Raw genomic sequence first — 18,531 nt, forward strand, 5'->3', positions numbered from 1 at the left:
GCCCGGCCATCTCGTTGAGGAGACGCCGGGCCGCACAGCGATCACATGTGGCGCACGATCGCCTCACCAAATGCCGAGCACTTCATGAGTTGCGCACCCTCCATCAGGCGCTCGAAATCATAGGTCACGGTTTTGGCCTGGATCGCACCATTCATGCCCTTGATGATCAGGTCGGCCGCTTCGTTCCAGCCCATGTGGCGCAGCATCATCTCGGCTGACAGGATCAGCGAGCCCGGGTTGACCTTGTCCTGACCGGCGTATTTGGGCGCGGTGCCATGCGTGGCCTCGAACAAAGCGACCGTGTCACTGAGGTTCGCACCGGGAGCAATTCCTATACCACCCACCTGTGCTGCCAGCGCATCCGACAGATAGTCGCCATTGAGGTTCAGCGTGGCAATCACACTGTATTCATCCGGGCGCAGTAATATCTGCTGCAGCATTGCATCCGCGATCACGTCCTTGATCACGATATCCTTGCCGGTGTTCGGATTGCGCACCTTGACCCAGGGTCCGCCGTCGAGGAGTTCGCCGCCAAACTCCTCGCGCGCGAGTGCATAACCCCAATCCTTGAACGCTCCCTCGGTGAATTTCATGATATTGCCCTTGTGCACCAGGGTCACCGAGGGCAGATCCTGGGCAATGGCATACTGGATTGCACGGCGTACCAGGCGCCGGGTACCTTCTTCCGAAACCGGCTTGATGCCGATACCACACTGCTGCGGAAAACGGATCTTGGTCACGCCCATTTCATTACGCAGGAAGCTGATCAATTTGTCGGCTTCCACGCTGCCGGGCTTCCACTCGATGCCCGCATAGATGTCTTCGGAGTTCTCGCGAAAGATCACCATATTGGTCTTCCATGGCTCGCGTACCGGTGAGGGCACACCCTCGAACCAGCGCACCGGGCGCAGGCAGACATAGAGATCCAGTTCCTGGCGCAGCGCCACGTTGAGCGAGCGGAACCCGCCACCGACCGGAGTCGTGAGCGGGCCCTTTATCGAAACCGCATACTCCTTGATCGCATCGAGCGTTTCGGCCGGGAACCAGTCTCCCTCGTAGAGCCCCGCTGCCTTCTCGCCGGTATAGATCTCCATCCAGCTGATCCGACGCTTGCCACCATAGGCCTTGGCAACGGCAGCATCCACGACCTTCAGCATCGCCGGCGTGATATCCACACCAATGCCGTCCCCTTCGATGAAGGGTATGACCGGGTTCGCAGGAACATTCAGCGAATAATCCGGATTCACCGTGATCTTTTCGCCCTGCGCTGGTACCTTGATGTGCTTGTACGCCATTTTCTGCTCCTGCTGATGTGTCAAGTAAGTATAAAACTGCTGTCTTCCGAGGGGCGGCAGTATAGCATCGCCGCCCGCTCCTTGAACCCGGGCACCACATCCTGATCCAAGCGGTGACCTGCGAAGTGTCCGACGTGATCCTGTTCAACAAGCCCTACGCCGTGCTCAGCCAGTTCACCGACCGCGAGGGCCGCCGCACGCTCGCCGACTTCATGGACGCGCCGGGCTTTCGCGCTGCCGGAAGGCTGGACTACGACTCCGAAGGCCTGCTGGTTCTGTGCGCAGACGGCGTGCTGCAGGCTCGCATCGCCTCGCCGCGGTTCAAGCTTCCCAAGATCTACCTGGTACAGGTGGAAGGACTGGTCAGCCCCACCGCCATCGCGCGATTGCGCCGTGGCGTCGAACTCAAGGACGGGCTCACGCGGCCCGCGAGCGCCGAGGCGATAGATCCCCCGCAACTGTGGCCGCGTGATCCCCCGGTACGTTTCCGGGCCCGCATCCCCACGTCCTGGATCAGGCTCGGGCTTGGCGAAGGGCGCAACCGCCAGGTGCGAAGAATGACGGCCGCGGTGGGTTTCCCCACGCTGAGACTGGTACGTTGGCAGGTCGGGAACTGGACGCTGCAGGGCCTCGAAAGTGGCGCGTGGCGCCGCGAACCAGCCGGGCGGCTATAATGCGCCGCTTTCACGAGGTCCCGGACAGCCATGCAGAACCGCCAATGGATTCCGCACGTGACGGTCGCCACCGTCGTGTTTCACGAGGAGCGTTACCTGCTGGTCGAGGAACTGGAAAACGGGCGGCACGTGTTCAATCAGCCCGCCGGACATCTCGAAGCCGGAGAGACGCTGAGCGAGGCTGCGGCGCGCGAAACGCTGGAAGAGACGGGTTGGGAAGTGCAGATCGAGGCGGTGCTCGGCGCCAGCCTGTTCCACAACAAGCAGACCGGCATCAGCTATTACCGGACCAGCTTTCTGGCGCGGCCGCTACGCCACCATGCCTCGCGGACACTCGACAGTGAAATCGTCGCTCCGCGCTGGATGAGCTACCGGGAAATCATCGACAATCGCGCGCGCCTGCGCAGCGAATCCGTTTTGGCCACGATCGAGCAGCATCGCAGCGGTCATCGCTTCCCGCTGCATTTCTTCTACCCGCAACACCCATGAACAATGAGCACCGGGTGATCGTGGGCTTGTCCGGCGGGGTGGATTCCGCCGTCGCCGCACTGCTGCTGAAAGAGCAGGGTCATGCGGTGGAAGCCCTGTTCATGAAAAACTGGGACGAGGATGATGGCACGGAGTATTGCACGGCAAAGACGGATCTCGCTGATGCCGAAGCCGTATGCGAATTGCTGGGAATCCGCCTCCATACAGCCAATTTCGCCGCCGAGTACTGGGACAACGTTTTCGAGCAGTTCCTTTCCGAGTATCGCGCCGGGCGCACGCCCAACCCCGATGTGCTGTGCAATCGCGAAATCAAGTTCAAGGTGTTTGTCGAATACGCGGAGATGCTCGGTGCCGCGCGTATCGCAACCGGACACTACGCGCGAACCAGCGGCAACGCTGACACAACGCGGCTGCTCAAGGGATTCGATGCGGCCAAGGACCAAAGCTATTTTCTGCATGCGGTGCCCCGTGCGCAACTCGCCAAATGCCTGTTCCCGGTCGGGGCACTGTCCAAGAGCGAAGTCCGGCGAATCGCGCGCGAGCACGGATTCCCGGTACATGCCAAGAAAGACAGCACCGGCATCTGTTTCATCGGCGAGCGCCGCTTCGGGGATTTCCTGCGCCGCTACCTGCCGGCCACACCGGGAGAGATACGCAGCCTCGAGGGTGAACTGCTCGGAGAGCACCACGGCCTGATGCACTACACCTATGGCCAACGGCAGGGCCTGGGGATCGGAGGCCGGCGTGGCCAGCCCGAGCAGCCCTGGTATGTAGCGGAAAAGGATCTGGGCGGCAACATGCTCATCGTGGTTCAGGGCAGCGAACACCCGGCCCTGTTTTCCCGATCTCTCGGCTGTCGCGAAATCCACTGGATCGACGGCGTGCCCCCGGGAGCATCCGTGCAACTCGGGGCCAAGATCCGCTACCGCCAGGCGGATCAGCGGTGCACGCTTCAGGGCGACCCGGCCAGCGGCTACCGCGTAACGTTCGAGCGCCCGCAACGCGCGGTAACTCCCGGTCAATACGTGGTTTTCTACGACGCTGAATGCTGCCTCGGGGGCGCAGTGATCGAGGAACGCATCGCATGAGCGTGACACCGGCGATGCGCGACCAGGTCATCGCGCTGGCCGCCGTGGTCGAGGCCGCGCGGCTGGTCGATCTGCTGGCACGCACCGGCAGCGCGCCGGCCGCGGAACTCAAGGCATTGACCGAAAGCCTGTTCCGCTTCGAATGGCAATCGGTGGCCGAAGTGTTCGGAGGCATCGCATCCCTGCAGCCGGCGCTGGCCACGCTGGAAGAGATGCTGCGCAACTTTTCCAGCCCCGCCCATGGCGCGATATTGCGTTATACGATCGCACTGCTGCGCCTCGGCCGCCAGTTATCGCGTGACCGCGAACGGCTTGCAGCCATCCGCGCGCGACTCGCCCACATCGGCCTCGAATCCGAGCGTCTCACCACCCGCGACGAGGAACTTTCCACCCGGATAGCGGCGATCTATCAGGACACGATCAGTACCTATCGCTACCGCATCCAGGTTTCCGGCAGCGCAGCCCATCTACAGACCGAACGGGTCGCCGAACGCATCCGCACACTGCTGCTGGCGGGGCTGCGCGCCGCGGTGCTGTGGCGCTTCATCGGCGGGAGCCGCACCGCTACCGTGCTCGGGCGCTCCCGCCTGCTCGCCGCCTGCCGCGAACTGCGTGCGACGGGCTGAACGGGAACTGCGCATCCGCCGGGCATCTAGTATCATCGTGGCTCTGCACAACGGTGCTGACAGCAACAAACCGAGGATTGCATGGAGCTTTGCGAACTGAGCGCGATTTCACCACTCGACGGGCGCTATGCTGCCAGAACCGCGCCGCTGCGCACGATATTCAGCGAGTATGGCCTGATCCGCTACCGGGTAATGGTCGAGGTGCGCTGGCTGCAATGCCTCGCCTCCATTGCAGAGATGCCGGAAGTCGGACCGTTCGACGCCACAACAAGGGCGGCGCTGGACCACATCGTGGATAGCTTCGCCCTGAGCGATGCGGCACGGGTCAAGGAATTCGAGGCGACCACCAATCACGATGTGAAAGCGGTCGAATACTTTCTGAAAGAGCGTATTGCGGGCATTCCGGGTTGCAGCGCCGCAATCGAATTCGTGCATTTCGCCTGTACTTCCGAGGACATCAACAATCTCGGCTACGCGTTGATGCTGCGCGATGCACGCGACCAGGTCATGCTGCCCGCGATGGACCGCATCATCGAGACCCTGGCTGCGATGGCGCAGGACTGGGCAGACATGCCCATGCTCTCGCGCACCCACGGTCAGTCGGCGACGCCAACCACGATGGGTAAGGAGATCGCCAACGTTGCGTACCGTTTGAGTCGGCAGCGCGCGCAGCTTGCACAGGTCACTCTGCTCGGGAAGATCAATGGTGCCGTCGGCAACTACAACGCGCACCTCGTCGCATATCCCGAGGTCGACTGGGAACTCAATGCCCGCCGCTTTGTCGAGGCGCTCGGCATTGGCTGGAATCCTTATACCACCCAGATCGAGCCGCATGATTGTCTTGCCGAGTTGTGTGCCGCCATGCAGCGTTCCAATACCATCGTGCTCGACCTGGCGCGCGATATCTGGAGTTATATCTCGATCGGGTATTTTCGCCAGCGTACGCGTGCCGGTGAAATCGGCTCGTCCACCATGCCGCACAAGGTCAACCCGATCGACTTCGAAAACGCGGAAGGCAACCTGGGGCTGGCGAACGCAATGCTGGGCCACTTCGCCGAGAAACTCCCGGTGTCACGCTGGCAGCGTGACCTCAGTGACTCCACCGTGCTGCGCAGCCTGGGCAGCGCTTTCGCGCACAGCCTGATCGCCTATGAAGCCGCACTGAAAGGCATGGGCAAGCTGGAACTCGGCGAATCGCGCCTGGCCGAGGATCTCGATGCCAACTGGGAAGTGCTCGCCGAGCCGATCCAGACCGTGATGCGCCGCTACGCCGTACCCGAGCCTTACGAAAAACTCAAGACACTCACGCGCGGACAGCGCATCGGCCGCGAAGAGTTGCGCAGTTTCATCGCGTCCCTGGCGATACCCGAGACGGCGCGCCAGGCGCTGCTGCAATTGACCCCGGCCAGCTACACCGGCAATGCCGCCGCGCAGGCACGGCAAATACGCAAACATCTCGAGCAGTGAGGGTGCAACGATGATACAACCGCGAATCGAAGGAAGAGTCGAACTGGCGGCGGCGGACGATCAGGCCGGAGTCCTGTGCGAACTGCTCACGGGAGCGCAACACAGGGTGCGCATTTTCAGCGACACGCTGGACCCCGCATTGTTTGACAATGCCCAACTGGCCCATGAACTGTCGCGCGTCGCCCGCCAGGGGCGGCAGTGCGAAGTACAGATCCTGATCAAGGACAGCACGTTCCTGGTCAAGCGGGCGCACCGGCTGGCTGCGCTGCACCGGCGTCTCGTTTCCTCGGTGCTGCTGCGCAAGCTGAGCTATGCCCCCGAACACTTCCTCGCCAATTATGTGCTGGTCGATGACAGCGGCATATTCTTCATTCCCAACGACGACGACAAGACCTGTTTCATGAATCGCGACGACCGGGCGCTGGTGAAGCATTTTGGCGAGCAATTCGATGATCTGTGGCAGCGCAGCGTCGCCGATCCGGACCTGCGCTTCGTGCCGATGTGAGCATTCTGCCAAAGGTCGGCGTTGGCACACGCACCACGCGCCTCGCCTGTCAATTTGGTAATGCGGCACGCATGAGGCAATAAATTAAACTGCTCGTCACTCATTGAAACCGATTCCAGTTCACCCGGAAATCCGCAGAGTCAACACAAATGAATGCACGGACCAACAAAAGCTCTCCCTCCCGACCGCTTCGCCTGGCAGATATCGAGCGCTGGGACATGGAAACCGATCTCGCCATCGTCGGCTTCGGCGGCGCAGGTGCATGCGCGGCGATCGAAGCTGCGGATATGGGTGCCGAGGTGACGGTTTTCGAACTCGCCAGTGCCGGTGGCGGCTCGACCGCCATGTCCAGCGCGGAGATCTATATGGGTGGCAATGGCGGAACCCGTGTACAGCAGGCCTGCGGGCTGCGGGACAGCACCGAGGATATGTACAACTACCTGATGATGGCAAGCGGTCCAACGGCCGATGCGGACAAGACCCGGGCATATTGCGAGGGTAGCGTCGATCATTTCAACTGGCTGGTCGGGTTGGGTGTGCCGTACAAGGATTCGATCTACGACCAGCGCGCCCTCATGGCGCTGAGCGACGACTGCCTGCTCTATACCGGCAGCGAAAAGGCATGGCCCTTCGTCGAGCACGCGAAGCCGTGTCCGCGCGGCCACAACCTGCAGATCGAGGGCGACAACGGCGGGCCACTGCTGTTCCGCATACTGACCGAGAACATGAGCAAGCGCGGCGTGAAGGTGATCCACGAAGCGCGCGCGCTCACCCTGATCGTCGATGATCGGCAATGCGTTCACGGACTGGTGGTGCGAATCGACCAGCAGGAGCGCTATGTGCGCGCACGGCGCGGCGTGTTGCTGGCAAGCGGTGGCTTCGCGATGAACCCTGACATGGTGCGCAAATACGCACCGTTACTGCTTGGCGCCACCATGCCGATCGGGAACCCCGGCGATACCGGCAGCGGCATACTGATGGGCATGGGCGTGGGGGCAGCAGCCATCAACATGCACGATGGTTTCGTGAGCCTGCCCTACTATCCGCCGGCAGAACTGACTTGCGGCATCCTGGTCAATGCGCAAGGTCAGCGCTTCATCAACGAGGATGTTTACCATGGGCGGGTCGGTTACTACTGCCTGCAGCAGCCGGATCGTCGCATCTACCTGATAGCCAACGCCGCGGATTTCGACCGCTACCAGAAGATGAATGTTCTGGGGGCTCCGTTTGCGGGAACCGCCGAGGAATCGGTCGCGGAACTCGAGGCCGAGCTACAGCTACCCGAGTCCGCGCTGCAACACACCATCGAGCTCTACAATCGCAATGCCCGCAGTGGCAAGGATCCCTTGTTCCACAAGTCCGCAGAATGGTTGAAGCCGCTGGAACTCCCGTTGGCCGCGATCGATTGCACGCGCGGCAATGGGGCACAATATCCCTTCTTCACGCTGGGCGGACTCGACACGCTTGCGAGCGGCGAGGTATTGAGGGCGGATCGCAGCGTCATCGAGGGGCTCTATGCCGCCGGCAGAACGGCCTGTGGCGTGCCACGCACGGGTGCCGGCTACAGCAGCGGCATCTCGGTCGGCGATGCAACCTTCTCGGGCCGGATGGCGGGCCGCGCCATGGCGAAGGTCACACCACGGCAGCGGTGATGGCGGAATCCGCGACGCTCATTTCTCGAACTTGAGCACGGTCTTCCACCAGAATCCCGGCGCGATGGCATGCCACAGCGCAAGGAAACGTGCTTCTCCCGGGTAAATGGTTTTTTTGCCGCGCTCGAGCCCCTGCTCTATCTGGGTGACGATTTTCTCGGGATCGCTCAGCCTGCCGCTCTCCTGCGCCAGACGCATGGCCTTCGCCGCATCGGTGTCCAGCGACTGCTTGAGCAGCGGCGTGTTGACCGCGGGCGGCACCACGACCGCGATGCGCAACGCGGTACCCGCCAGCTCATTGGCCAGCGTCTCGCCGAATACATTGACCGCCGCCTTCGCCGCGGCGTAGCCGGCGAGTTTTGGCACCAGCGCCATGCCCGAGACCGATCCGAACAGGATCACATCGCCGCGATTGCGCTCGAGCATTCCGGGAACCACTGCGCGCACCATATGCAGGGTACCGAAATAAATGATATCGATCAGCCGGTGCGCCTGTTCCAGCGTGGTATCGATTGCGGCGTAGCTGGGCATGATGCCGGCCGCATGGGTGAGCCGGTCGATCGGCCCGAGTTCCGATTCCACCTCCGCAACACGTGCCTGCACCTCGACCCAGTCCGCCACATTGCAGCGATAGGCACGGATATTCGGCGATTGCGTCGCGGTCTGCGCCAGAGCGGCCTCGTTCAGGTCAAATATCGCCACCTTCGCTCCCGCCGCGGCGAGCCGCAGCGCGGATATACGACCCATGCCGCTGGCGCCGCCCGTGACCAGCGCAACTTTACCCGTGAATGCCATGGCGGACTCCCTTTGTGGAGAATGATGTCCGAGGAGTGTATCCGCCACGCAACACATCACAATGGCATCGCCTGATCAATAAACGATGACAAATTGCATCATTCGCCGGGCTGCTAGACTGGCCGACGGCTCGACCAGGAAATCTTCCCGTGACCATGCGCAAAACCGGTGTGCTTTTGTGTGCCTGGGCAATATATGCCGATCGCCGCTCGCGCAGGGAGTGCTCGAACAGCGTCTCGCGCAAACGGCAGATGCCGGGCGATTTCTGGTGGATTCCTGTGGCACTGCCGCATTCAATGTCGGCAAGGAGCCCGATCCACGCGCCATCGCCGTGGCCGAGCGGCGCGGATACGCAATTGCGGCCCAGCGCGCGCGCCAGATCAGCGACGAGGACTTCCGCAACTTCCGCCACATAGTGGCAATGGACAATTCCAACCTGCTCACGCTTCGCGGCTGGGCGCCTGCGGATTTCAGCGGCGAATTGCGCCTGCTGATGCAATTCGCACCCGACTCGGGAAACACCCAGCTAGCTGACCCCTACTATGAAGGGGCGGAAGCCTTCGATGCCACGTTGAGCGCGATAGAGACCGCAGTGGACGGCCTGTTGGGCATGCTGCTGCGGTCGGCAATACCATGACTCCATATCACGCGGGGGAGTCGTGCACGGATCGCTCTTGCGCCACGACAGCGTCAATCATTGATCCATTCGATGCACTGTCCGTGCAGCGCGCAGTACCATCACAAGAGTAGTGCGAGCGGGAGGACCAGGCGATGGAAAAGCTCAATTTCCAGGATGCGGCGTTCCTGCGACTCGAGAGTCCGGAGCGGCCGTTTCACGTCGGCGGGCTGCTGATCTTTTCACTGCCACCGGATGCACCAGCCAATTACCTGCGCAAGCTTGCTGCCCGCCTGTCCCGGCAACTTCCAGGCTTCGATCCGGTTTTTCGCAAGAAGCTGGACCTCACCAAACCCTCGGAACCGCGCTGGCTGGAAGCCACAGACTACGATCCGGCCTATCACCTGTACCATTACGCATTGCCGCAGCCCGGGCGCCTCGAGGACTTGCTGGTGTTACTCTCGCGCGTCCACGAACGCCTCCTCGACCGCAGCCGCCCACTGTGGGAATGGCACCTCATAGAAGGGCTCGCGGGCGATCGCTTTGCTGTTTACTGCAAGATGCATCATGCGCTGATCGACGGTGTGGGCGCCTGGCGCGTGCTTCGCAGCCTGCTTGCGGACTCTCCGCGCACCGCGCCGGCCACTACGCGGAAGACGGCGCAACAGGTAGTTCCGTCTCGCATCGAACCACATAGCTGGCTCGGCGACCTGTCTCATACCGCCGAGGCATTTCTGGCCCAGGGACGTGCACTCCCGGAGCTTGCGGCAATGCTGCTGCGCATGCGCAGCGAGCAGGCCGCTGCTTCGCCACCACTGCCCTTTACCGCCCCGCATGCCATCATGAACACCGAGATCAGCAACCGACGCCGCGTGATAACGGCGAGCTTCCCGCTCGCCTCGCTGCGCCGGATCGGAAAAATCGTGGACGGAACCGTAAACGATGTTCTTCTGGCGATCTGCGGAGGCGCATTGCGCAGCTACCTGCTGGAACAGCATCGGTTACCGAGCAAAACCTTGCTGGCCGGGGTTCCGGTATCGGTAAAGACGAGCGGAGAAAGTCATGGCAACCAGTTGAGCACCATCGTTTGCCCTCTCGGCACCACGACCCGCGATCCGCTCACCCGCCTGCGAAACATCAGCCGCATCACGCGGTGCGCGAAGCGCGATGTCAAGAACCTGTCGCAAACCGCGCGCCAGGACTATATGAACCTGGTGCTGCTTCCTACCGTGGTGCTGACACTGGCGCACGCTGCCACCCTCATCCCTCCGGCGTTCAACGTTATCGTGTCCAACGTGCCTGGACCCGATCGTCCACTCTATCTGTCGGGCTCGAAACTGCAGGAAATCTATCCGCTCTCCGTAGTCACCGATGCCCAGGCACTCAATATCACGGCCGTCAGTTGCGGCACCCGCGTGTGCCTCGGCATCACCAGTTGTCCCGACCAGTTGCCCGCGATCGAACACCTCGATGCGCATCTCGCAAACGCCCATCGCGAATTGCAGCGCGCACTGCAAGCCTGAGCCTGTACGCCCGGCGTGAACCCTCCGCGCGGTTCCGCTATAATCGCGCGCCCGCTCCGCGGGTGGCATTCACGCAGCAGGCAGGTTGAAGCAGTACATGAGCGAAAGATCCGTTGAAAACATCAATGTAGGAGCATTCGAACCGTTGATCACACCGGATCAACTCAAGCGCGAGATCCCGTTGAGCGCTGCCGTGTGTGAATCGGTGCTACGCGCACGCAGCACAATCCGCGATATTCTCGACGGCAATGATCACCGCCTGTTCCTGGTGGTAGGCCCGTGCTCCATACACGATACGCGCGCGGCACTGGAATATGCGCAGCGGCTGAAACACCTCGCCGACGAAGTCCAGGACAGCCTGTTCCTGGTGATGCGCGTATATTTCGAAAAGCCACGCACCACGACGGGCTGGAAGGGCCTGGTCAACGATCCGCATATGAACGATTCGTTCCGCATCCAGGAAGGCCTGCATATCGCGCGCCGGCTGCTGGTCGATATTTCCGCGATGGGCCTGCCAGCGGCAACCGAGGCGCTCGATCCCATCTCGCCGCAGTATCTCCAGGACCTTATCGCCTGGTCGGCGATCGGGGCGCGCACCACTGAATCCCAGACTCACCGCGAGATGGCAAGCGGGCTTTCCTGCGCAGTTGGATTCAAGAATGGGACCGATGGCGGTTTTACGGTGGCGGTGAATGCACTGAAATCCGTCTCCGGTCCGCACCGTTTTCTCGGCATCAACCACCAGGGCGAAGTGGCGGTGATCCACACGCGCGGCAATCGCCATGCCCATATCGTGCTGAGAGGCGGTTCACAAGGTCCGAATTTCGATTCCATGCACATCGCGTTGTGCGAGCGCGAACTCGGCAAGGCCGGCGTCGCCTGCAATATCGTGGTCGATTGCAGTCATGCCAATTCCGACAAGGACCCCTCCCTCCAGCCATTGGTTCTGGAAAACGTCGGCAATCAGATCCTCGAAGGCAACCGCTCGATCGTGGGAGCCATGCTCGAAAGCAACCTCGAGGCGGGCAACCAGCCGATTCCCGCGGACCTCTCGGCACTCAAATACGGCGTGTCGGTGACCGACGCCTGCATGGACTGGAGTACAACCGAAACCGCCATCCGTGCGTTGCGCAAGAAGGTGCGCAAGACTCTCATCGAGCGCCGGGTTGGCCGCATACCTACCTAGATTCGACTAGGACAGACCCTCGATCTCGCCGCGGCCGTTGAGCCGGATATCTTCGGCAGCGGGTCGTCGCGGCAGTCCCGGCATCGTCATGATGTCACCGCACAATACCACGGCGAATTCCGCACCATTCGACAACACCACGTCGCGCACCGCCACGGTGTGATCGAGCGGTGCGCCCAGCAAGCCCGGATCGGTTGAGAAGCTGTATTGAGTCTTGGCAATGCACACCGGAAAACCGCGCGCCATGGTGTCGTACTGCGCAAACTTGTCGAGCACCTTCTTGTCGGCCACGACGTTCCCCGCCCCGTAGATGTTGCGCGCCACGCAGCCGACCTTCTCCCATAGCGGCATATCGTCGTCGTACAGCGTGCGGAACTGCGAGCGCCCGGAATCGGCCAGCCTCGCCACCGCCCGGGCAAGATCCTCGGCACCTGCGCCTCCATCACGGAAATGCCGCGATTCGATGGCTTCGCAACCAAGCCGTTCGGCTTGTTCGACCAGCAGCGCCACCTCGGCGTCCGTATCGTTGTCGAAGCGATTGATCGCAATGACTATCGGCACGCCGAACAGGCTGATGTTGCGCACATGGCGCGCCAGGTTGGCACATCCGGCACGCAGCGCCTCCAGATTTTCCGTGCCGAGCCGGTCTCGCGCGACTCCGCCGTGCATCTTCAGGGCTCTGGCGGTCGCAACAAGCACCGCCGCATCAGGCTTGAGCGCTCCCTTGCGGGCGGCAACGTTGAAGAATTTCTCGGCGCCGAGGTCGGCGCCGAAACCCGCCTCGGTCACCACATAGTCCGCAAGCTTCAGTGCCGAGCGGGTAGCTATCAGCGAATTGCAGCCATGGGCAATGTTGCCGAACGGGCCACCATGGACAAGCACCGGGTTGTTTTCCAGTGTCTGCACCAGGTTTGGCAGCAGTGCGTCTTTCAGCAACACCGTCATGGCGCCTTCGGCCTTGATCTCGCGTGCATGCACCGGAGTGAGGTCGCGCCGGTACCCGATGATGATATTGCCCAGCCTGCGCTCCAGGTCAGCCATGTCCTTGGCAAGGCAGAAAATCGCCATCACCTCGGAAGCAGGAGTGATATCGTAGCCAGCCTCGCGTACCAGTCCGTTGCCGGCGCCGCCAAGTCCCACACATATGGCGCGCAGGCTGCGGTCGTTCATGTCCACGGTGCGCCGCCACGTGACCCGGCGCGGATCAAGGCGCAGCGAATTCGACCAGTACAGATGGTTGTCCACCATCGCCGCAAGCAGGTTGTGCGCAGCCGATATGGCATGGAAATCGCCGGTGAAGTGCAGGTTCAGATCGTCCATCGGCACCACCTGTGCATAGCCGCCACCGGCGGCACCGCCTTTCATGCCGAAGCAGGGTCCGAGGCTCGGTTCGCGCAGCGCAAGCAGCGTGTTGCAGCCGATGCGATTCATGCCGTCCGCCAGCCCCACCGCAACCGTGGTCTTGCCCTCGCCCGCCGGTGTCGGCGAAATCGCGGTCACCAGGATCAGCTTGCCGTCAGGGCGCGGCGCGAGCGAATCCAGAAAGGATCGCTCGATCTTCGCCTTGGTGCGCCCGTAGGGAATCAATGCATCTCCGGGGATACCGGCGCGCGCCGCGACCTCGGCGATCGGCAGCATCGTTGCCGCTCGCGCGATTTCGATATCGGGTGGCAAATCGTTGTTGTTCGGCATCCGGTGTTTTCCCCCGAAAAAAGCAACGGCGCCCTCGGGCGCCGTTGTGGTCGACCTCGGCCGCTCAGAACTTGTAACGAACCGACATCATGACAGCCTGTGAATTATAGTCGGGCCGCTCGTAGGCGAAGGCAACCGCAGCCGCCGTGCCTGCAGTGACAACATCCGGGCTCCACGCCCAGTCCTCGGCATTGCGGCTTTCATAGATGTAGCGACCAATCACATCGATCCGGTCGTTGAAATGGTAGTTGCCCACGATATTCAAGCGACTCAGCGAGTCGTTCGAATCCGGCGTATCCCCGGTTACCAGCGTGATACCACCAAAATAGGTCTCGTTGGTTTCATAGCTCGAATCGGATTCGAGGTAGGCAAAATCCATCGACAGATCGAAACGGTCCTCGACCACCACCCAGTCGAGGGTTAGGCCAAAGGCATCGGCGTTGTCCTCGCTATCCAGTTTCCACTCCGAGTACGGCACCGCGGTGCCACCCATCTGGCGCCCGAGCTGACGGACCTTGTAGTCCTCGTAGCTGCCGTAGGCAGAGAGGGATACCGCTTTCGACGCAGCCCAACTCAGACCCACCGTGGTGACCTCGGCATCGCGAGTGTCGAGGCCATAGGTGTCGTTGTTGAAATCGTCGCGCACCACGCTGAAGGAACCGTACAGCGAGACACTGTCGCTAAGGGCATAATCGGCATTGATCTTGTACACATCCTGGTCGCGATCGAGCAGGAAAAACGGGGTGGCGCGACGCCCGACGCCACCCGGAGAGATAAATTCCTCGGTCTCGTCGCTCAGATCCGCTTCGACCACGTTGTACTCCGCCCGCAGCTTCACCGACAAGGCGGCCAGGTTCGGCAGTTTCAGCTCCACCCAATAGCGATCCTCGTCGGTGGAATCGGTGAACGAAAGCGCCGCACCGAGCGGGTCCAGTTCATCGGTGTCACGATCCGTGGTTTCCAGCTCGATGCCACCACGCAAGCGCACCCGACTGGCGAACCGGTACCCGCCTTCGATTGCGAAAGTCTGGCGCTCGGAGTCATAGATACGGTTCGAATAGCCGTCTGACGCCGACCCCGAATAACTGACCAGCTGCGTCTGTATCGGATCGTGCCGGGTATCCTTGTCCTTGTAGTCGTACTGCAGGCGGTAGTCGAGGCGCGCCGTCGGCCGCCCTACCAGCGCCAGCTTCAGGCTGGTGCGCTCGACCTCGCCATCCAGCGAAGAATAAGGAAACACCGGGTTGACCGTCGGATAGAAATTGGTGTCATTGACCACCGGCAGGAAATGGTCGTCCTGCTCGCCGCGGCTCCAGTCGGCAAACCAGCTGAGACGGGTGCGCATATCGAAGTTCCAGCCGCCGTCGATCCCAACGCGCAGAAACTGGTTGTCGGGTTCCAGCGCCAGTTGCTCCACGCCGATAGGCGCGTAATTGGCATTCTCGTAGGGAAGCGCGTTGTTGTCGTTGTCGAACTGCGACAGATAGACCTCCAGCCCGGTCTGCAGACAACGGCTCGCATAATCCGCGCGCGCGCTCATCAGATCGGTGCTGTAATTGATGTTCTCGGGCACCAGGCCGGTACCGCTGAATCCCTGGTTGCCGCCCATGACATCGTCGCCGGTCTTGTCCTGACGTTGCAGGTCGAAACTGACGGTCCATTGTTCTCCCAGCGTCTTCAGGCCTTCCAGCCCGAAGGTGCTGCGCTTGGAGCCGATATCCTCTCCCGTATAGAAAGCCGGGGCGGCGCTGCTCGCGCCCGGCACATAACCTGCGGGAAGCCTTGCGATCGGCGTTCCCCCGGGATAAACCGTGCGCGCCTCGCCATACTCCGTTTTCTCGACCTGATCGGCATAAAGCGACAAGCCGTAATTCCCCTGCACGCCATAGCTGGCTTCCAGCAATCGCCCGAAACCGATACCCGCCTTGATGTCCCAGGAACTCGCCGCGTCCGGGTCGCTGCCGCCGAGGTGCAAACTGCCGACCGGAAAGCCGCCGTCATCCTGGTACGCGTCGCTGATACCCGACGTGTACTCGCCGAATTTCCCGTTGCCGTCGTCGGTATAACCACCGCCAAGTTCGATATGATTTTCGTAAACCGGCTTCGCCTTGGGCGCGCTCGTGTCCTCGAACGCAAACTCTTCCTGAGCCTGGACCCCGACTGCGCCAAGACTTGCCCCCAGGATCGCCAGCCAGAGCGCCTTGTGTTTGCTGTTCATACCGCTTCCTCCCCCATTTTCTCGCGAAATTTTCAGCGTCGGAACGTCAGACCCGCCGGATGGTTGGTCCCGTGCACATTGGTATGACAGTTGGTGCAGGCTCTGCCCACGACCCGGTTATTGCCGGCGACGGCCGCATTGGCGTAGACGGTACCCGGATGCCGGGTGTCGATATGGCACTGCTGGCACAGGAACGGCGGCCTTGATACCAGCAGGGAATCGTTCACCGATCCATGCGGGTTATGACAATCGCCACAATTGTCCTGCACCGGCTCGTGCTCGAACAGGAACGGACCGCGTTTCTCGGCATGGCAGTTGTAGCAGGTCTCGTTGACGGTAGCCTCGACCAGCATGTGATCACCCTTGGCACCGTGGGGATTGTGGCAATCGGTGCACACCACCTTGCCTTCGCGCATCGGGTGGCGCGAAAACTTGTTCAGGTTGGCTTTCTGATCAGTGTGACAACCCACGCAAGCGTCCACCTGCGTCTGGCGGTCGAGGATCTTGTCTTCGCGTTCGTGCACCTTGTGACAATCATTGCAGGCAACATCCGCGCGGCTGTGTTCGCTGGTGAGAAAATGCCGCTGTCCAACCTTGCCATGGCAACCCAGGCACATTTCGGCATGCGCCGCCGCGTCGGCGGGATCCTTGCTCGCAAACGTTTGCGCCACCCGGAACTGCTTTTCTTTCTTGGCATGCTCGCCGCCGGGTCCGTGACAGGATTCACAGCCCTTGTTCGCGGCAGGGGTTCGACTGTCGCCTGCCATCCCGTGAGGGCCGCTCATGATGGCGCTGGCATGCTCGTCATCGTGACATTCGGTACAGGCTTTGATGCCACCTTCGCTGTAGGTGGTGGACGCCGGCAACGCACTGCGATCCTCGGCCTTCGATACAACCGCCACAGTGAACAACACCGCACCGATTGCCGTAGCCCCCAAGGCCCTGATAATCAGACTACGCATACCATTTGCTCCCCTGTTCCGGACCGTTTGCCGTGGTCTTTTTTTAGCTGATTCACGATGCGTCCATCGTGAATACCCCGAATCGATCATTGCGCCGCTGCAACCACATCGGCGCTGCCCGCACCAATGGCCAGCGAATGCTCCAGACTCACCAGGTGCTGGTGCTTTTTCACACCCGGATCATGGATGGCAATGCCGAAATGGTAGACGGCACCGGTGGTGAGGGAGAGTTCGCCGACCCCCGCCGCAGCCAACGGACGTTGAATTTCCGCAATCCAGCGGGCTCCTTCGAGGCGAATGCTGCCCGCTCCGCCAACTTCCTTCTCGTGAAACTTGTCCAGCACGTAGCCCCGTTCCGCTGCACCCGATGCCTCGATTTCGATCAGGTCGAGGAATTCCCCGGCTGCCAGCGCGGCATCGAGTTCCGCTTGAGGGCGCACGCTGTCGCCGCCTCCGGTCGCCGTGTTCTTGCTGCGTGAACGGGACAGATATTTGCCCAGCTTCTGACCGGAATCGCTCTTCATCCCCGGGGCGTCGTCATGGCAGGCAGCCCAGCAACCCGCTTGCGCGGTCGATTTGAGCGCATCGTTTCCGAGCATGATGGCCACCCCGGGGACTTTGCCATCGACGGCCGGCCCGGAAATCTGCCAATGCAGAACATCTCCTTCCACTGCGGCCTTGACCTGCACCACCACCGAAGCACGTCCCGGGTAGGAAACCGCGGCTGCCTGTGACGTGCCCATGTCCGCCTCTTCCTCGGCATGGCATTCATTACAGCTTTGGCCGGAACGGATCTTCGCTGCACCCTTGTGCGAGGCAGCGGTGAGCGTCTGCTCCCATGAGGTCTGGCCAGGCAGGAACAGGGCGATGTCCCTGGCTGTTGCCTTGCTCCAATCGAGCGCAAATGCGCCACCGGGGAGCATGCAACACAGCAACCCCACGCAAGCAACCCTGGTCTTCACCGACAAGAAACGATCAACCGGAGAATCGGACACCCGCAACATGCAACTCTCTCCTTTCAGGGCTTATTGCACTGTCTTTACGCTAACCGCCTCGGGTTCGTTCAACCTTGATCCGGATCATGGTGGCCTCAGAAGTCGAAGGAATCACCGCTCTTCGAAGCTTCCTCGCTGGCCACTGCATGTCCCGCGTCTTCATGGCAATCGACACAGGTCTTGCCTTGGCCCAGCTTGGCGTGATCGCGCCGCGCCTTGGGACTCTGCGCCTCGAGATCCATGCGCTCGACGTTGTGGCAGGAGCGGCAGGTCGCGGAATCGCTGGAGCGAAAACGTGCAAGCTCGCGCTCCTTCATTTCGGGCTGGTGTGCCAGGTACTTTTCGTCCGTGTCTATCACCCCGCGGAAATGTCCCCAAACCTCCCGTGCCGCCTCCATTTTGCGCTGCATCTTGGGCAAGAAGTCGTGTTGCACATGACAATCGGAACACCCCGGCACCACACCAAACTCGTTCTTGTAATGCACAGTCAGCTGGTGCCGGGCATAGGGGATGGCGTGGTTGTGACAGCCCAGGCAGAACTCGTCGGTGCTGGTCGCGGCCAGGCTGAAGTTGAAAACCGCCACCCCCACGATGCCAATCACTACACCCAGCGCCAGCACCACTGCAATCAGGCGCCGGGGAGCCCTTGCCGGACCCGCGGATTCTGTCGGCATAACACTCTCCCCCCTGTTGTCCATGACTGTTCCACGCAAGGCGCGCAACCGAACTCGCAGGCACATGATAGCGT

At 61.6% G+C, this 18,531-nt stretch carries 17 protein-coding genes; 10 read left to right on the forward strand and 7 right to left on the reverse strand.

Annotation, left to right across the window (positions count from 1 at the left end):
- Positions 1-41: 41 nt before the first annotated feature.
- Positions 42-1,295, reverse strand: coding sequence for an NADP-dependent isocitrate dehydrogenase (gene icd, locus IPF49_02655; GenBank protein MBK6286548.1), 1,254 nt, complete (start codon positions 1,293-1,295; stop codon positions 42-44).
- Between the two features lie 125 nt (positions 1,296-1,420).
- Between icd and IPF49_02660 the strand changes: the two genes are divergently transcribed.
- The 7 genes from IPF49_02660 (at position 1,421) to IPF49_02690 (ending at position 7,796) form a co-directional block, all read left to right on the forward strand.
- Positions 1,421-1,969: a pseudouridine synthase gene (locus tag IPF49_02660; protein ID MBK6286549.1), complete on the forward strand. Its 549-nt coding sequence runs from the start codon at positions 1,421-1,423 to the stop codon at positions 1,967-1,969.
- A gap of 30 nt (positions 1,970-1,999) precedes the next feature.
- Positions 2,000-2,458 (forward strand): NUDIX hydrolase, encoded by a 459-nt coding sequence (locus IPF49_02665; protein MBK6286550.1) that lies wholly within the window; start codon positions 2,000-2,002, stop codon positions 2,456-2,458.
- A complete protein-coding gene (gene mnmA, locus IPF49_02670; protein ID MBK6286551.1) occupies positions 2,455-3,546 on the forward strand; it encodes a tRNA 2-thiouridine(34) synthase MnmA in 1,092 nt (363 codons plus the stop codon). Before IPF49_02665 ends, mnmA begins: the two co-directional genes overlap by 4 nt.
- On the forward strand, positions 3,543-4,172 hold the full coding sequence (gene hflD, locus IPF49_02675; GenBank protein MBK6286552.1) for a high frequency lysogenization protein HflD: 630 nt from the start codon (positions 3,543-3,545) through the stop codon (positions 4,170-4,172). Before mnmA ends, hflD begins: the two co-directional genes overlap by 4 nt.
- A gap of 81 nt (positions 4,173-4,253) precedes the next feature.
- The gene (gene purB, locus IPF49_02680) at positions 4,254-5,639 is read left to right on the forward strand and encodes an adenylosuccinate lyase (GenBank protein MBK6286553.1); all 1,386 of its coding nucleotides are present in this window, start codon (positions 4,254-4,256) and stop codon (positions 5,637-5,639) included.
- Positions 5,640-5,649: 10 nt separating this feature from the next.
- Positions 5,650-6,144, forward strand: a complete 495-nt coding sequence (locus IPF49_02685; protein MBK6286554.1) for a hypothetical protein — start codon at positions 5,650-5,652, stop codon at positions 6,142-6,144.
- Positions 6,145-6,293: 149 nt separating this feature from the next.
- Positions 6,294-7,796: an FAD-dependent oxidoreductase gene (locus tag IPF49_02690; GenBank protein MBK6286555.1), complete on the forward strand. Its 1,503-nt coding sequence runs from the start codon at positions 6,294-6,296 to the stop codon at positions 7,794-7,796.
- Positions 7,797-7,814: 18 nt separating this feature from the next.
- Here IPF49_02690 and IPF49_02695 read toward each other — a convergent pair whose 3' ends face one another.
- Positions 7,815-8,591, reverse strand: coding sequence for an SDR family oxidoreductase (locus tag IPF49_02695; protein ID MBK6286556.1), 777 nt, complete (start codon positions 8,589-8,591; stop codon positions 7,815-7,817).
- 85 nt (positions 8,592-8,676) lie between these two features.
- Here IPF49_02695 and IPF49_02700 point away from each other — a divergent pair, with 85 nt between their 5' ends.
- The 3 genes from IPF49_02700 (at position 8,677) to IPF49_02710 (ending at position 11,916) form a co-directional block, all read left to right on the forward strand.
- Positions 8,677-9,228, forward strand: a complete 552-nt coding sequence (locus tag IPF49_02700) for a low molecular weight phosphotyrosine protein phosphatase (protein MBK6286557.1) — start codon at positions 8,677-8,679, stop codon at positions 9,226-9,228.
- 134 nt (positions 9,229-9,362) lie between these two features.
- Entirely contained in the window at positions 9,363-10,730 is a 1,368-nt protein-coding gene (locus IPF49_02705; GenBank protein MBK6286558.1) for a wax ester/triacylglycerol synthase family O-acyltransferase, read from the forward strand.
- Positions 10,731-10,827: 97 nt separating this feature from the next.
- On the forward strand, positions 10,828-11,916 hold the full coding sequence (locus IPF49_02710; protein ID MBK6286559.1) for a 3-deoxy-7-phosphoheptulonate synthase: 1,089 nt from the start codon (positions 10,828-10,830) through the stop codon (positions 11,914-11,916).
- Between the two features lie 6 nt (positions 11,917-11,922).
- On the opposite strand, the gene IPF49_02715 is transcribed toward IPF49_02710, so the two are convergent.
- The 5 genes from IPF49_02715 to IPF49_02735 form a co-directional block, all read right to left on the reverse strand.
- The gene (locus tag IPF49_02715) at positions 11,923-13,608 is read right to left on the reverse strand and encodes a formate--tetrahydrofolate ligase (GenBank protein MBK6286560.1); all 1,686 of its coding nucleotides are present in this window, start codon (positions 13,606-13,608) and stop codon (positions 11,923-11,925) included.
- A gap of 64 nt (positions 13,609-13,672) precedes the next feature.
- On the reverse strand, positions 13,673-15,826 hold the full coding sequence (locus IPF49_02720) for an MtrB/PioB family decaheme-associated outer membrane protein (protein ID MBK6286561.1): 2,154 nt from the start codon (positions 15,824-15,826) through the stop codon (positions 13,673-13,675).
- A gap of 32 nt (positions 15,827-15,858) precedes the next feature.
- Positions 15,859-16,788, reverse strand: a complete 930-nt coding sequence (locus tag IPF49_02725; protein ID MBK6286562.1) for a DmsE family decaheme c-type cytochrome — start codon at positions 16,786-16,788, stop codon at positions 15,859-15,861.
- Positions 16,789-16,874: 86 nt separating this feature from the next.
- The gene (locus tag IPF49_02730; GenBank protein ID MBK6286563.1) at positions 16,875-17,792 is read right to left on the reverse strand and encodes a hypothetical protein; all 918 of its coding nucleotides are present in this window, start codon (positions 17,790-17,792) and stop codon (positions 16,875-16,877) included.
- An 86-nt stretch (positions 17,793-17,878) separates the two neighbouring features.
- Entirely contained in the window at positions 17,879-18,457 is a 579-nt protein-coding gene (locus IPF49_02735) for a NapC/NirT family cytochrome c (GenBank protein ID MBK6286564.1), read from the reverse strand.
- Between the last annotated feature and the right edge of the window lie 74 nt (positions 18,458-18,531).

It is taken from the genome of Gammaproteobacteria bacterium, assembly GCA_016705365.1.
Classification (GTDB): Bacteria; Pseudomonadota; Gammaproteobacteria; order Pseudomonadales; family UBA5518; genus UBA5518.